The organism is Pseudomonas sp. (assembly GCF_030698175.1).
GTDB lineage: Bacteria > Pseudomonadota > Gammaproteobacteria > Pseudomonadales > Pseudomonadaceae > Aquipseudomonas.
Map to the genome: position 1 here is coordinate 42,979 of NZ_JAUYNT010000042.1, position 14,941 is coordinate 57,919.

The window sequence follows — 14,941 nt, forward strand, 5'->3', positions numbered from 1 at the left end:
TTGCGAGATTTTGCGCAGGCGGTCAGTACCGCACCGGACGCAGGGCTGAGTGCTAATCAGCAAAAATCGCGCCGCTTCGCTTAAAGCCGCAGCAACAGCAGCCGGAGCGCCGGCACAGAGCAGCCGCTGGCGCCTTGACCAGGGACAATTCGCCACCGACAAGCGCCGATTTAAACGACCTAACCGCCAGGTGCAGGCTGTCGATGCAGGGCGCAACGCGCCAAAACGCAGCACGCACGCCCGCCAATGGTGCAAGTCGCAGCCTAACTGCACGGCCAAAACATCTGCATGTGTTCTGCATGTGCAGGGACTCGCCGGTTTTCATCCAATCACCCGCACAAGGAGCGCTGTATTGAGCGACTCTTCTATGCTCTATTGTGTACATATCTGCGCGCACGACAGGAGCCCATTAGCTTGCGTCTTAATAGTAAGATTGCCCTGATTCTGGTGGTGCCGATGCTGATCTTGATCGGGGCTTTCGCTTGGGCCATCCACTCCCAGGTGCTCGGTCGTTTCGCCGTCCTGGAGCGGGCGCAACAAGAGCAGAACCATCAGCGCCTGCTCGAAGCGATTAACAACGAACTCGACACCCTCAGCCGCATAGGCATTGACTACAGCGGCTGGGACGACACCTACCAGTTCATGCAGGACCATAACCCAGACTATATTGCCGCTAATTTAACCCCAGGCACCCTCATCAACCTGCAGATCGACGGCATTCTGCTGTTTGACCGCCACCAGCAACTGCAGACTCAACTCAACCTCGACAGCACCAGCAACAAGCCCACGCAACCGTCCAGCGAATTGCTGCAGCGCATCGCCGCCAACCTCGCCAGCCTGCCGGCAGATGCTCGCCAGCAAGGCATTCTCACGGTTCAGGGCCGTGCGCTAGCGTTAGTCAGCAGCCCCATCACCGATAGCAACGGCGAACTTCCACCTTTAGGCACACTGGTGATGTTCAGGTACCTCGACCGAGGCGTCATCGACAACTTGGCCAAGCGGACCAAACTGAACCTGCACTTTAGTCTCCTGCAAGGCCCCGGCAGCGCGACCATCGCCCCCGAGGTACTGGCGGCCCTGGCCCGGCAACCGCTGTGGCTGCAAAGCGACGATCCCGACACGGCCTCGTCCTACTCCCTGTTTAACGACCTGATCGGCACGCCAGCCCTGCTGATACAAGTGAGCATGCCGCGCGACATCTATCACGAAGGCCTAGCCACTGCCAGACAGTTGCTGAGCTTTACCTTTGTGGCCTTGCTGGCATTCGTCAGCGCCACCTTCCTGGCCATTCACCGCACCGCCCTCAAACGTCTGACGCGTCTGAGCCGGGGCCTGGCCACCATCGGCAACAATAGCGCCAGCCATAAACGTCTGGAGACCCAGGGTAATGACGAAATCAGCCAGGTCGCCCGCGCGGTCAACGTCATGCTCGACGACCTGGATCTGGCCTTCGAGCAGCGTCGTAGCGCCAGTGAACGCCAGCGCGAACTCAATGCCCTGCTGGTACGCATCGCCACCGACGACTCGGTGTTGCATGGTGATACCACAGCGCTATTCGCCATCATGGCCGGCTCCCTGACCACCGGCGCCTCATTGGATGCCTGGAGCCTGTGGCTTGCGGCCCACGACGGGCAGAGCTTCGATTGCTTGCGCGCCTCAGCCGACGCCGCCATTGGCATGACCAGCGAGCAGCTCAGTAACGCCCTGACACAACGCGAAAGCGGCCTGCCGAACCTGCTGCAATGCCAATTTGCCAGCCCGCAGCACCATGGTCTGATCCTGCCCTTTCACGTCGATTCACACCTGGCCGCCCTGTGCGTCGAAGCCCATGACCCGCAAGCCCTGTGCGAACCGGACGAGCGCGATTTTCTGCTGGCCGCGACCCGCTTGATCGAACGCGCGCTGTGCACCCACTTTCAGAACCTGCGCGAGCAGGATCTGCGGCAACGGGCGGAAATCGACGGTTTAACCGGCCTGGCCAATCGCTCGATGTTTGAAATCGCCCTGATGCAACACCTCGCTCAAGTGCGTGGCGACGCCGGCATGGTCGGCTTGCTGTTTATCGACCTGGATCACTTCAAGGCAGTCAACGACACCCACGGCCACGCCGCCGGCGACTGGCTGCTGTGCCAGGTGGCCGAGCGGCTGCGGGCCCAGGTGCGCGCCGATGATCTGGTGGCACGCCTGGGCGGTGACGAGTTCACCATAATCCTCAGCAACCTGCACAGCGGCGCCGATGCCGAGCGGATTGCCGAGAAGATTCTGCAGGCGCTGAGCCACCCTTTTCTGTACCAGGAGACGCCCTTACGCACCGGCGCCAGCATTGGTCTGGCCTGGGCACCGGAGCATGGCAGTAGCGTCGCCGAACTGGTCAAAGCCGCCGACCTGGCCATGTACAAGGCCAAGCAACACGGCCGCGGCAACTGGACGCAAGCGCAAAGCGGTAGCGCCTAAGTCCGGCTGCTAGCAACGCAGCATGGCCGAGCGCAGTAGTTTTTCAACGGCCTGTTAGAACGCCTTGTCGCGATACACCTCTTCGCCACCCAGCAGAGTCCAGAGCACCTTGGCTTTGCCGATTTGTTGGGTCGGCAAATCGAAGATGTTCTGATCCAGCACCACCAGATCGGCCTGTTTACCGACTTCCAGCGAGCCGGTGCTCTGCTCTTGGCGCAGGGTGTAGGCGGCATCCAGGGTGTAGGCCTTAACTGCGGCGGCCAGGTTCGGCAGGCTGCGCTCGCCCAGGCTCAGGGCGTTTTGCATGATGCCCAGGGGCGACAGCGGGTTTACGTCCCAGTCGGAACTCAAGGTCACGCGGGCGCCGGAGTCATACAGCTCACGCATGGGCAGCATCCCGTGAGCGCGAGCACCGATTGCCGGTTCGACCTCCTTGAGCGCCGCCGCCGTGAAGTACGGGCTCGGCTGGAAATCGGCGATCACATTCAGCTGCTTAAAGCGCGGGATATCGACGTCATCCACCAATTCAACGTGGGTGATGCGGTGACGGCCCTGGCCGTCGGTGGCGTCGATGGCGTCCAGGGCATCGCTAACGGCCTGGTCGCCGATGGCATGGATATGCATATCAAAACCGGCCTTGGCCAGTTCGCGGCTGTAGCGCTCGAGACGCTCGGGGCTGAAGTAGTACAGGCCTTTCGGCTCAACCCCTGGCAGACTTTGCGCATAAGGCTTTTGCAGCCGTGCGGTGGTGTTGTGGATGATGCCGTCGACATAGAACTTGATCTGGGTGACGCGCAGCAGGCTGTCATTATTGCCTTCGTCGTACATGGCCTTGAGATCGACCAACTGCTCGTCGTCATCCAGGGTCGGGTAGGCCCACAGGCCCAACGCGGTACGCGCCTTCAGCTCGTCGTTTTTCGCGGCTTTCTGCCAGGCCTGCATATGCCCGCGACGCCAGAACACCCGGGCATCGGCCACCGAGGTGATGCCGTTTTGCGCCAGCTCGTCCTGGCCAGCCAATACGGCCTGGTAATACACCTCGTCGAGCGCCTTGGACGGCGGCAAGGCTTTATCCAACGCCAGGTCACCGGCGTTGTCCAGCAGCAGGCCGGTGGCCTCGCCCGCCTTGTCGCGCAGGATCACACCACCGACCGGATCGGGGGTATCGGCATCGATGCCAGCCAGCGTCAGGGCTTTGGAGTTGAGCCAATAGGAGTGCGAAGTCTCCTCCATGATCGCCACCGGACGGTCGCTGATGACGCTGTCGAGCAGTTCACGCGGGGTTTGCTTCTCGCCCAGCAGGCTATGCAGGGAGAAACCCCAGCCCTGCAGCCAGTCGCCATCATCTTTGTCATTGCAGGCCTTGATCTCTTGCAGCCACTGCGGCACGTCATCGGCCGCCTCGACTTTGCAATCGCCCTGGGCCTCGGATGAGGCGTCCAGCACGTGGGCGTGGGTATCCTGAAAACCGGGTAATGCCAGGCGGCCTTCGAGGTCGACCTTCTCGGTTTCATCATCAACGTACTCGGCCACGTCCTCGTCATCACCGATGGCGACAATGCTGCCGTCCTCGTCGATAACCATGGCGCTGGCCCACGGCTGCGCGGCATTCACCGTGTAGATTTTGCCGTTATGCAGCAGCCTAGTACCTGGCTCGGCGGCCAATACAGCGGCGCTGGCCAACAGCAATAGAGCGCTAATCGACAAGCGCAGGCGCATAAACATTCTCCTAAAAAATGCAGGCCGGGCCGCATGGCCAGGCCTTTTCCAGTTAAGCATCAAACCGCCGGCATGTTCTTGGTCACGCAGTGGATACCGCCACCGCCGGCGGCGATCGGGTCGATATTCACCTGTACCACCACGCGGCCCGGATACAGCTTGGTCAGCAGATCCTTGGCAAACTTGTCGGCGGCGGCGTCGCCAAACTGCGGCACTAATACCGCGCCATTGATCGGCAGGTAGTTGATGTAACCAAGAGCAAAGTCCGGGTTGTTCTTGGTGTAGACGTTGCTGCGCACTTTCAGCGGTGGCGGCAGGGTGAACACCTGCAGCTTGTTGCCATCGGCATCGGTGGCGGCCTTGAGAATTTCCAGATGCTTGCGGGTTACCGCGTAGTCATAGGACTTGGGGTCGTTGTCGAGGTTGGCGATCACCACACCTTTAGAGGCGAAGCGCGCGTAAAAGTCGACGTGGGCGTCGGTGATGTCCTTGCCCTTGATACCCGGTAACCAGATGATCTTGCGCAGCCCCAGATTGGCCTTTAGTTCGGCCTCTATCTGGTCACGGCTCATGCCCGGATTGCGGTTGTCGTTGACCCAGCAGCTCTCGGTCATGATCGCCGTGCCGAAACCATCGATCTCGATGCCACCGCCCTCACCCGTCAGCTGACTGCTGATATAGGTGGCATTGGTCTGGTAGCTCAGCTCATCGGCCACTTTAGTGTCATTGGCGTGGGCCTGTTTATTGCCCCAACCGCTGAAGTTGAAGTCCACCAGGCCACGGCCGCCCTGATCATCGACCACGAAGCAGCCGCCGTAGTCACGTGCCCAGATATCGTCCAGCGCCACTGTGATGAACTTGATATTGCTGGTGCCACACTTGCTCTTGGCCAGCGATAGCTGGTTGGCGCGGCACAGCACCGTGACCGGCTGGTACTTGGCGATGGTTTTGGCCAGCAGCGCTACGCAGTTATTCACCGGCGTGGCCCAGTCCGCCCAGACCGATGACGAGGCGCCAAAGGACAGGAAGATCCGCTCCTGCAGTTCGTTCTCATCCGGCATGTACCAGCTGCCGGCGATGGCCGCCTGCAACTTGGGGGCATTCAGACCCAGGCCCATGGAGGCCACGGCACCAAGACCGGCGACGGCGGACAGCTGTTTAATAAAGCCACGACGTGTAGACATGCGTTTATCTCACTTGTTTTTTATAGTTGCATTGCCTTAGAGCGCCGAACCTTCGGCGCCCCGCCCCGCCGTCACTGGCGTACTGCTCCTTCTGTTAGCGCAGCAATTGCTGGGCTAAATCCGCACCGCGAGTCGGCCGCCATGACTGCGGCCGATTTGTCATCACTGGGCGGCGGTCTTGAACTTGGTCCAGGTACGCATGCGTGCGCGCATGGTTTTTTGTGGGATGTCGACCCCAGGAATCAGCCGCTCGTAGGTCGCGTCGGCCACGTAGATATCCGGGTTGCCAGTCATCAACGGGTCGACGCTGGCGCGGGCCTTGGCGTTGGAAGTCGGGTAACCGGTGAAGTTACTGATGGCGGCCATGTTCTCTGGACGCATCACGAAGTTGATAAAGGCGTAGGCGTACTCGGGGTGCTTGGCGTCCAGCGGAATCGCCATGGTGTCCATCCACACGGTGCTGCCTTCTTTGGGGATGCGGTAGCCGAAGTTGACTTTCTTCCCGGCAGACTCGGCGGCGCGTTGCGACTGGGTCATGTCGCCGCTGTAACCGAGCGAGAGGCACAGGTCGCCATTGACCAATTCGGTGGTCGGTTGCGACTGAAACTTGCGCACAAAGGGCCGCAACTTCATCAGGGTTTCTTCGGCGGCCTTCAAGTCCTCGGGCTCGCCACTGCGCGGTGGCCGACCGAGGTAATTGAGCACCACGGCCAGGACTTCATCCGGCGAGTCGATCAGCGAAATACCGCAATCTTTAAACTTGGCGGCCAGCTCGGGCTTGAACAGCATGTCCAGGCTGTGCACCGGCGCATCGGCCATGCGCTGGTTGATCATCTCGACGTTGTAGGTCAGGCCGATGGTGCCCCAGGTATACGGCACCGTGGCCTTGCTGGCGTTGACGTAGTTGCCGTGCAGTTTCTGCAAGCCTGGCTCGATATCGACCAACAGCGGCAGCTTGGTTTTATCCAGCGTTTGCAAGGCGCCGGCACGCATCAAACGCTCACTGACGGTGTCGCCGGGGAAGATCAGGTCGTAACCGCTGTGACCCGACAGCAACTTGGCCTCCAGGGTCTCGCTGCTGTCCATCACGTCGTAGGTCACCTTGATGCCAGTTTCGGCGCTGAACTTGGCGATGGTGTCTTCGGCAAAATAATCGGCCCAGTTGTACAGATGCAGGGTTTTCTCTGCCTCAGCGGCCTGCGCCGCCGGCATGGCCGCGCTGATGGCCAGGCTCAACGAACAGAGCAACAACGTGTGGGTAGCGTGCATGGTCAGATTCCTTGGGTGTTCCAGCGGGCGTTAATGGTTTTACCGTCCAGCGTTAGCAATGGGCCGCACATCTGCGGCCGACGGTCGCGGTAGATGCCCCAGCTCAGGCGCTCGTCGCGCATGGCCGCCGTGCGTGCCGCGCCAGTTGCTGCTGCATGACAAATGCCTTTCAGTTAAGTCATTGTGTTCACTGAAAACCGCCAGAGCGGCTACGACATCCATGCTAAGCCTGTAAAAATGGCGCAACAAACGATAGATTTAGCCGACAAATGATTAGCGAGGCTTATCAGACATGCTCAAACATTGGCCACCGCTGAACACCCTGCGCGGCTTCGAAGCGGCCGCGCGCCTGGGCAGCTTCCACAAGGCCGCCGATGAGTTGCACCTCACCCAGTCGGCCATCAGCCAGCAGATTCGCAGCCTCGAGGCCTACCTGGAGCAGCCGTTGTTTGCGCGTAACGGTCGCAGCGTCAGCCTCACCGATGCCGGCCATGACCTGCTGAGCACCACCCAGGCACTGCTGCAACAACTGGCCATGGGCATCCGCCGGCTGGATCAGTACCACAAGCCCAATCAACTGATCCTCAACACCACCCCGGCCTTCGCCCGCCATTGGCTACTGCCGCGTCTGGGCGATTTTCGCCAGCTGCATCCCGAGGTTGATCTGTGGCTGTTTACCAGTGACGAAGCCCCCGACATGGCCAGCCAGACCATCGACCTGGCGGTGCGCGACGACCTCACGGCGCAAGCCGACTGCAGCTTTAAACCGCTGTATCGCGACCAGCTGTTTCCGGCCTGCCACCCCAGCGTGCTGACACAGCCGCCCGCGCAACGCTGCACCCTGCATGGCGAACGGCAAATGGATTGGAGCCATTGGACGGTGGCGGCCGGCGTCGATGTCGGCCAACAGAGCAACGGCCTGAACTTCTCCGACCCCGGCCTGTTGCTGGATGCCGCTTGCGGTGGGTTGGGCATCGCCCTGGTCAGCCAATTGCTCAGCCAATCCGCGCAAGCCAACGGCCTCTTGCAGCCCTTGACCGAGCAACGCATCGACGGCCCGAGCTGGGCCTGGTTGGTGCATCACGACAGCGAAAACAACCCGCTGACCCGCAACTTTTGCGCCTGGCTGGAGAGTCAACTGGCGGATGTGCATCCGCCGGGTTCTAGCGCTTTATAGGCGCGGTTTCCAAACTGCACGCTGATTCAGTTTTTTCCCTACGGCGCAAAACTCATCGCGGATAAATCCGCTCCTACGCAAGCCCGGCACCTGCAGCAATTTCATCGGCTAGCCGCCCCTTGTAGGAGCGGATTTATCCGCGATTGGCCAGTGCCGACAGCACAAACATCAAGGCCAACACCCTCTCACAAAAGACTACGCCCCTCACAAAAAGCCCAAACAAAAACGCCCCGAACCAGTCGGGGCGTTTTTGTCTGAGTGGCGCAGCAGCTATTCAGCCAAACACGCGCGCTTACCTGTCGGTCGTTACTGCGCCAATAACTGGCCAATACTCGGGTCTTTAAAGGCGCGGCTCAGGGCATCGCTGAGCACTTCGCTGACCAGCTTGTTGTTGGTTTGCTCGTTCGGTGCCATGCCAAAGTGTTGATTCAGCGAGGCGCCATATTGGCCGCTGTAGCGACGCGTGGCGTTTTGCGCGTCAACCCGGAAGTTGGCGTTGATAGTTGCTTCAGTCACATACAGACCTTCCTTGGGCGACTGATACTTCAAATCGGTCAGGGTCAGGGTCAGCTGTGGCGCGTTGTAGGCATTGCTGCTCGGGGTAAAGCCAAGCAAACGCACCGCCGCTTCGGCTTGCGCCTGCAGCTTGGGCATCAGTTGCTGACCGGCCACGCTGATGGTGCTGGTTTCCGGGTACATGCCACCACGAGTGCCCAACACAGGCGACTTACGCCCATCGACCAAACGCACTTGCACCGGCTGACCATGACCAACCGCCGTTAGCGGGGTATTCAACACAGGGATCGGGCTAAGTTGTTGCGGACTGTGGACGCAACCAACGAGGGTCAGGCTGCTAACAGCCAACAAACCGAACAACAGGCGATGCAGCATGTTCATCTCTCCAAGGGTGGGCGGCAAATAAGCGGCAGTATAACCACGCCGCCGCGCCGCTTACAGCAGCGGCAGTTTTTGACCGACGCCTAGGCGCCAGGTTCCCTCAAGCTGCAGTAGCTCTTTGTCGGATGGATTGAGCTTGCGATACCCATCGAGTATCGACGGCGATCAAGCCCGTGATGGGTATCGCTGCGCTCCACCACATCCTACGCCCGGTTTCCCAACGGTTAATGGGCATCAACACCTAACGAGCACAAAAACAAAAACCGCCCCGAAGGGCGGTTTAGTCAACGCATCAAGCTCAGGCTGCTGCGGTCGGGCCCAGACCCAACACCTGATCCGATTGCGCCTGCACGCTGCGGTATAGCTCGGCATCGGTTTCCAGGGTCTTCGCGGTAGCCTTGAAGATACCTCGCAAACGCGACTGCCACTGCTCGCTGCGCAGCTGCTCAGGAAAGCAGCGCTCAAGCAGATCGAGCATGATCGAAACCGTCACCGAAGCACCTGGGGAGGCGCCCAGCAAGGCCGCCAGGCTGCCATCAGCGGAGGCCACCAACTCGGTGCCGAACTGCAGAATGCCGCCGTTCTTTTCATCTTTCTTGATGATCTGCACGCGCTGGCCGGCCGTCTCCAAGCGCCAGTCTTCGGCCTTGGCATTCGGGTAGAACTTGCGCAAAGCGTCCAGGCGCTGGTCTTGGGACTGCAGCACTTCGCCCATCAGATATTTGGTCAGGTCAAAGTTGTCGCGCGCCACGGCCAGCATCGGCAAGATATTGCTCGGACGGATCGACAGCGGCAGATCGAGGAACGAGCCATGCTTCAAGAACTTGGTGGTAAAACCGGCGTAAGGCCCGAACAGCAGGGACTTTTTACCCTCGACCATGCGGGTATCCAAGTGCGGCACCGACATCGGCGGCGCGCCGACATCGGCCTGGCTGTAAACCTTGGCCTGATGCTGGCTGACCACTTCGGGGTTGTCGCAACGCAGCCACTGGCCACTCACCGGGAAACCGCCAAAGCCCTTGCCTTCCGGGATACCGGACATCTGCAGCAACGGCAAGGCCGCGCCGCCAGCGCCGAGGAAGACGAAGCGCGACTGCACTTTACGGGTGCTGCCAGCGACCAGATCCTTGATGCTGACCAGCCAACCGGCGTCGTTACGCTCCAGGCCCACGACTTTATTGCTGTACTTAACGTCGGTGTGATCTTGCTCAGACAAAAAGTGCAGCAACTGGTTGGTCAGCGAGCCGAAGTTGACGTCGCTGCCGCCCAGAGCGCGAGTCGCCGCGACCGGTTCATCGGCGGCGCGGCCCGGCATCATCAGTGGCATCCACTGCGCCAGGGTGTCGCGGTCTTCGGTGTATTCCATGCCATGGAAGCAATGGTGCTTGCTCATCTGGGCAAAGCGCGACTTGAGAAAACCGATGTCTTCCTGGCCACGCACGAAACTGAGATGGGGTACTGGGTTAATGAAACTTTGCGCGGAGCCGAAGGTGCCTTTTTCGATCAAGTAGGCCCAAAACTGCTTGGACTCCTCGAACATGGCATTGATGCTGACGGCCTTTTTGATCTCGACCGAACCGTCTGCAGCCTGCGGCGTGTAATTAAGCTCACACAAGCCAGCATGGCCGGTGCCCGCGTTGTTCCATGGGTTGGAACTCTCGATAGCACCCGCATCCATCAACTCAACAACTTCCAGCTTGATCGTCGGATCAAGCTCTTTGAGCAGCACGGCGAGCGTTGCGCTCATGATGCCGGCCCCAACCAACACCACATCTACTGCCTGGTTATCGTTTTGCGCCATTACCGCATCTCCACAATCGAAATCTGCTGCATCCCGCCGGGGCGGCTCGCTTGGTTGAGCCCGCACCAACTGATCATTACTGCCCGCCAGACGTATTCAGAGCCAGGAAGAGGTAACTTCCAGATAACTAATGGCCCCCTGCATGCACCTCAACCAGCCCCACAACCGGAGACAAACAAGCGACTGGGTTCAGCTCAACAGCTCATTGACACTCATCAGGATATCTCCCAACGCTGCCATTTCTGCACAGAACAGGCCCCTATAAGGGCGTTATTTTTGCGGCGCGAACGATACCATTAATGACGCATTGCTTAACGCAAAAATTGCGCAAGCCGCTTCCGCTGATCTTTTTCTTGCCGGCCTAGCCCCTTACGGTCGCTTAAACCGCGACTTTTCGCCGCATAACCTGGGGTTTTTCGCTATTAAAACCAGCCGGATGAGAGGCTGTCTTTACAACCTTTGTATTGCATCGAATAGCGCCTGGAGCGCTCATCAACTTTGCGCGCCACCGGCAGCAACCAGGCTTTTTGCAGATGACTGCCACGGCTGAAGCCGCCCCAGCCCTCGTGATAGTTGAGATACTGGTTATAGGCATCCCATTTGGAGATGCCATTAACCTTCTGGGTTTTGCTGGTGTACCAGCCCATGAAGTCCAGGGCATCGTCAAAATTATCGCGGTTCGACCAGTTATTGCCGGTCTCGCGTTGATAATCGGCCCAGGTCTCATCCTTTACCTGTGCATAGCCATAGGCGGTGCTGGGTCGGCCATAGGGAATGATGCCGAGGAAGTAGCGCATCGGCGGACGGGCATCGGCGCGAAAGCTCGACTCTTGATACATCATCGCCATAGGCACAAAGGCCGGCGTGCCCCAGCGCTTGCTGACGTCTTCGGCGACCGTATGCCACTCGGGTTTTTCTGCAAAGATCAGGCACAGGTCTTCTTGCTGTTTGGGCGGCTGGCTGCTGCAACCACCGAGCAAGCTGGCGCTCAGCAGCGCCAACCATGCCGCGCCGCGAACCAGCTGAGACTCAAGCACGGGCGGCCTGGATGATCTCGATGTATGGCTGGGCCAAACGCTGATCGGCAATCAAGGCAACAAAATCACGGCCTTGCTCGTCGCTGGCATTCAGGTCAAAACCAGCGGCGACAAAGAAGCCGACAAAGCGCTCGAAGTCATCAACCCGCAGGCCGCGGTAAGCCTTGATCAGCTTGTGCAAAGATGGCGGTGTGGCATCTGCCGGCTCAACGGCCAGGAACAGCTTAATCGGCTCATCAGCAATTTCTTCGCCAATTACCTGTTTCTTGTCTTTACGCATCAGTCGCTCCACTACATCGAATTTTACCAGGCCGACAGTTTACCCACGGGCCGGCCCAGGCTCAACGCGCACGCACGGGTCTGCACCGCGACATTAAGCGCGGGCGAGTACCAAGCCCCAATAACGCGCACCCATACCGCCAAAATGACCAGCTGCGGTGCGCTAAAACCCCCGACAACCACGGTCAAGCCAGTTGCACAGACTTATACTGCAGTCATTAGCCGCGCACCCGAGCCGCCCAATGCACTTACCTCCGCTGTTCGCCGCCTGGCGTCAAACGCTGCAGGCCGGTTACTCATTGAAAGCCTTGCGCGGTGATCTGGCCGCCGGCTTAACGGTCGGCATCATCGCCATTCCACTGGCCATGGCCCTGGCAATTGCCGTCGGTGTGGCGCCGCAATACGGCCTCTACACCGTGCTGGTGGCGGCGCCGCTGATCGCCCTGACTGGCGGCTCACGCTTTAATGTGTCCGGGCCGACCGCCGCCTTTGTGGTGATCTTGCTGCCGATCACCCAGCAATACGGGGTGGCTGGCTTACTGCTGTGCAGCATGCTCGCCGGGCTGATTATGATCGCCCTGGGACTGGCGCGGGCCGGGCGACTGATCGAATTTGTGCCCTACCCGGTGACACTCGGTTTTACCGCTGGCATCGGTGTGGTGATTGCCACCCTGCAATTTAAAGATCTTTTCGGCCTGACGTTAAGCAGTCAGCCGCTGCATTATTTACAGCAACTCGAAGTGTTACTGAGCGCCATACCCAGCGCCCATTTAGGCGATGCCCTGGTCGGCGCCATCAGCCTGGCGGTGCTGCTGATCTGGCCGCGCTGGGTACCCAAGGTGCCTGGCCACTTGGCTGCATTGGCCGTCGGCACTTTTGCCGGACTGACCCTGGAGCACTTCGGCATACCGCTGGCGACCCTCGGCGAGCGCTTCAGCTACAGCCTCGACGGCATTGTGCATGCCGGCATCCCGCCGTTTCTGCCGAGCTTTGCCTGGCCCTGGGAATTGCCGGCAGCCAATGGTCAGCCGCTGCAACTGTCGTTTGAGCTGATCCGCCAGCTGCTGGCACCAGCCTTTGCCATCGCCATGCTCGGGGCGATTGAATCGCTGCTCTGCGCGGTGGTCGCCGACGGCATGACCGGCAGCAAACATGACCCGAATGCCGAGCTGATCGGCCAAGGCCTGGGCAACTTGGTCGCCCCACTGTTTGGCGGCATTACCGCCACCGCCGCCATCGCCCGCAGCGCCGCCAATGTGCGTGCCGGCGCCTTCTCGCCACTGGCGGCGATCATCCATGCCGGCGTGGTGCTGGTGGCGATACTGCTGTTGGCACCGCTGTTCAGTTACCTGCCGATGGCGGCGCTGGCGGCGTTACTGCTGATGGTGGCCTGGAATATGAGCGAACCGGGACATGTGCTGCACACCCTGCGCATCGCCCCACGCAGTGACGTGCTGGTGCTGCTGACCTGCTTGATTCTGACTGTGCTGTTCGACATGGTGCTGGCGGTCGGCGTCGGCCTACTGCTGGCGGCCGGCTTGTTTATCAAGCGCATGAGCGACCTGACCGACACGGCGGTCTTGCCCAAGCACTTCCATCAAGCCCTGCAAGATCTGCCCGAACACGTGCTGGTGTACGCCATTCGCGGCCCGTTGTTCTTTGGCGCGGCAGAAAAAGCCCTCAGCGTTCTGCGCCGCTACGCCCCCGGCGTGAAGCTGGTGATTGTCGACATCAGCGCCGTGCCGCTGCTGGACCTGACCGCCCTGGCAGCCCTGGATAATGTGCTGCGCGACTACCGCAAACAGAACATTGGTCTGATTCTAGTGGGCAGCTCACCACGGGTGCGACTCAAGCTGCGCCGGGCCAATATCCAGCGCGAAGAAGGTCGACTGGCCTATGTCGGCAACCTCGACCAAGCCCGCGAGAAGGCGTTGCGCTGGCTAAATCCAGAGCCCGCAGACAACTAAGACGGTTGGGAGTTATCCACCGACTGCTTGAATTGCGCCTGCATCCAGGCCAGGTAACTGGCCACCTCGGGCGCGCCTTCACGTGGCGCCCAGGGCGCTAGTTCCGCCTCGGTGATTGGCCTATACGGGCCAGCCTTGCACTCGAACAGCACGCTATCCGGCGCCAGCACCGCCAGTGCATGAAACACTCCCGGCGGTAGATCGACACCGGCACATCCGCCGCCGGCCTGCAACAAGCGCTTGTCCAGCAGCTCGCCCGCCTCGGTAAAGATCAGCAAACCAAAGCAACCCTGCAACGCCAGCAAGGTTTCGGCTTTATCGTCGGCCAAGTGCCGATGCGGCGGGATATAGCTGCCCGGTTGCAGTCCCACCACCATCCGGTGGCAAGGCTCGCTCATGGCATGCAAGTTGTGATGCTGACGCTGGCGCGGAGTGGCTGCCGCCTGGGCAGCCAGGTCAGCAAACAGCGCTTGATCGAGAAAGCGGGGTACCGTCACAGACCCTTGACCGCATAGATGCCGGCGGCATTGCGCCAGTAGCCCTTGTAGTCCATGCCATAGCCGAAGATGTAGCGGTCGATGCAAGTCAAGCCGACGTAATCGGCTTTCAGGCTCGGGCGCGCCTTGCGGTCGTGTTCCTTGTCGATCAGCACGGCGGTGTGCACCGCGTTGGCTCCGGCATGCTGGCAGAAATCGATGATGGCGCCGAGGGTGTGCCCCTCATCGAGAATGTCGTCGATGATCAAAACATCCCGGTCAATAAAGGATATTTCCGGCTTGGCCTTCCAGAACAGCTCGCCACCGCTGGTTTCGTTGCGGTAACGAGTGGCGTGCAGGTACGACTGCTCCAGCGGGAAATTCAGCTTGGGCAGCAGCTTGCCGGAAAACACCAAGCCGCCGTTCATCACGCAAAACACCACCGGATTGCGCTCCGCCAACTCGGCGTTAATCGCCTGCGCCACCCGCTCAATTGCCGCCTCAAGCTGGGCTTCGGTGTACAGACAATCGGCCTCAGCCATTACTTGACGGATGTGCGCCAGATCAACGGACATAGTGATTCCTCTGCGATAAGCCCAGTAAAAAAGGGGACAAAAGATACTGACCAATCGGCCAAGCAGCAAGCGCCACAGGATAAACGTCACCCTGGGTCGCGACTAA

General features: G+C 60.1%; 12 protein-coding genes and 1 pseudogene. 3 read left to right on the top strand and 10 right to left on the bottom strand.

Annotated elements, in window-relative coordinates:
• Positions 1 to 414 precede the first annotated feature (414 nt).
• On the top strand, positions 415 to 2,454 hold the full coding sequence (locus Q8R10_RS20530) for a diguanylate cyclase domain-containing protein (protein ID WP_305655950.1): 2,040 nt from the start codon (positions 415 to 417) through the stop codon (positions 2,452 to 2,454).
• A 54-nt stretch (positions 2,455 to 2,508) separates the two neighbouring features.
• On the opposite strand, the gene Q8R10_RS20535 is transcribed toward Q8R10_RS20530, so the two are convergent.
• From Q8R10_RS20535 to Q8R10_RS20550, 4 genes and pseudogenes are all read right to left on the bottom strand, one after another.
• The gene (locus tag Q8R10_RS20535) at positions 2,509 to 4,173 is read right to left on the bottom strand and encodes an amidohydrolase (protein WP_305655952.1); all 1,665 of its coding nucleotides are present in this window, start codon (positions 4,171 to 4,173) and stop codon (positions 2,509 to 2,511) included.
• Positions 4,174 to 4,232: 59 nt separating this feature from the next.
• Positions 4,233 to 5,357 (bottom strand): agmatine/peptidylarginine deiminase, encoded by a 1,125-nt coding sequence (locus tag Q8R10_RS20540; protein ID WP_305655954.1) that lies wholly within the window; start codon positions 5,355 to 5,357, stop codon positions 4,233 to 4,235.
• Between the two features lie 162 nt (positions 5,358 to 5,519).
• A complete protein-coding gene (locus tag Q8R10_RS20545; RefSeq protein ID WP_305655956.1) occupies positions 5,520 to 6,626 on the bottom strand; it encodes an extracellular solute-binding protein in 1,107 nt (368 codons plus the stop codon).
• A gap of 2 nt (positions 6,627 to 6,628) precedes the next feature.
• Positions 6,629 to 6,754, bottom strand: a pseudogene (locus Q8R10_RS20550) (N-carbamoylputrescine amidase); the annotation flags it as partial.
• Positions 6,755 to 6,918: 164 nt separating this feature from the next.
• Here Q8R10_RS20550 and Q8R10_RS20555 point away from each other — a divergent pair.
• Positions 6,919 to 7,803 (top strand): LysR substrate-binding domain-containing protein, encoded by an 885-nt coding sequence (locus Q8R10_RS20555; RefSeq protein ID WP_305655958.1) that lies wholly within the window; start codon positions 6,919 to 6,921, stop codon positions 7,801 to 7,803.
• A gap of 306 nt (positions 7,804 to 8,109) precedes the next feature.
• Here the strand turns inward: Q8R10_RS20555 and Q8R10_RS20560 are convergent, their stop codons facing one another.
• The 4 genes from Q8R10_RS20560 to Q8R10_RS20575 form a co-directional block, all read right to left on the bottom strand.
• Positions 8,110 to 8,694 (bottom strand): YajG family lipoprotein, encoded by a 585-nt coding sequence (locus tag Q8R10_RS20560; protein ID WP_305655960.1) that lies wholly within the window; start codon positions 8,692 to 8,694, stop codon positions 8,110 to 8,112.
• A gap of 304 nt (positions 8,695 to 8,998) precedes the next feature.
• Positions 8,999 to 10,501 (bottom strand): malate dehydrogenase (quinone), encoded by a 1,503-nt coding sequence (gene mqo, locus Q8R10_RS20565; RefSeq protein ID WP_305655961.1) that lies wholly within the window; start codon positions 10,499 to 10,501, stop codon positions 8,999 to 9,001.
• 422 nt (positions 10,502 to 10,923) lie between these two features.
• Complete coding sequence (locus tag Q8R10_RS20570; protein ID WP_371133379.1) at positions 10,924 to 11,523, bottom strand: hypothetical protein; 600 nt, start codon at positions 11,521 to 11,523, stop codon at positions 10,924 to 10,926.
• 7 nt (positions 11,524 to 11,530) lie between these two features.
• Positions 11,531 to 11,818: a PA4642 family protein gene (locus tag Q8R10_RS20575; RefSeq protein ID WP_305655965.1), complete on the bottom strand. Its 288-nt coding sequence runs from the start codon at positions 11,816 to 11,818 to the stop codon at positions 11,531 to 11,533.
• A gap of 241 nt (positions 11,819 to 12,059) precedes the next feature.
• Between Q8R10_RS20575 and dauA the strand changes: the two genes are divergently transcribed.
• Positions 12,060 to 13,784: a C4-dicarboxylic acid transporter DauA gene (gene dauA / locus Q8R10_RS20580; RefSeq protein ID WP_305655966.1), complete on the top strand. Its 1,725-nt coding sequence runs from the start codon at positions 12,060 to 12,062 to the stop codon at positions 13,782 to 13,784.
• Here dauA and Q8R10_RS20585 read toward each other — a convergent pair.
• Together Q8R10_RS20585 and Q8R10_RS20590 are read right to left on the bottom strand one after the other, a co-directional pair.
• On the bottom strand, positions 13,781 to 14,281 hold the full coding sequence (locus Q8R10_RS20585) for a WbuC family cupin fold metalloprotein (RefSeq protein WP_305655967.1): 501 nt from the start codon (positions 14,279 to 14,281) through the stop codon (positions 13,781 to 13,783). The two genes, dauA and Q8R10_RS20585, sit on opposite strands and share 4 nt — an antisense overlap.
• Entirely contained in the window at positions 14,278 to 14,835 is a 558-nt protein-coding gene (locus Q8R10_RS20590; protein WP_305655969.1) for a hypoxanthine-guanine phosphoribosyltransferase, read from the bottom strand. The genes Q8R10_RS20585 and Q8R10_RS20590 overlap by 4 nt, the downstream gene beginning before the upstream one ends.
• Between the last annotated feature and the right edge of the window lie 106 nt (positions 14,836 to 14,941).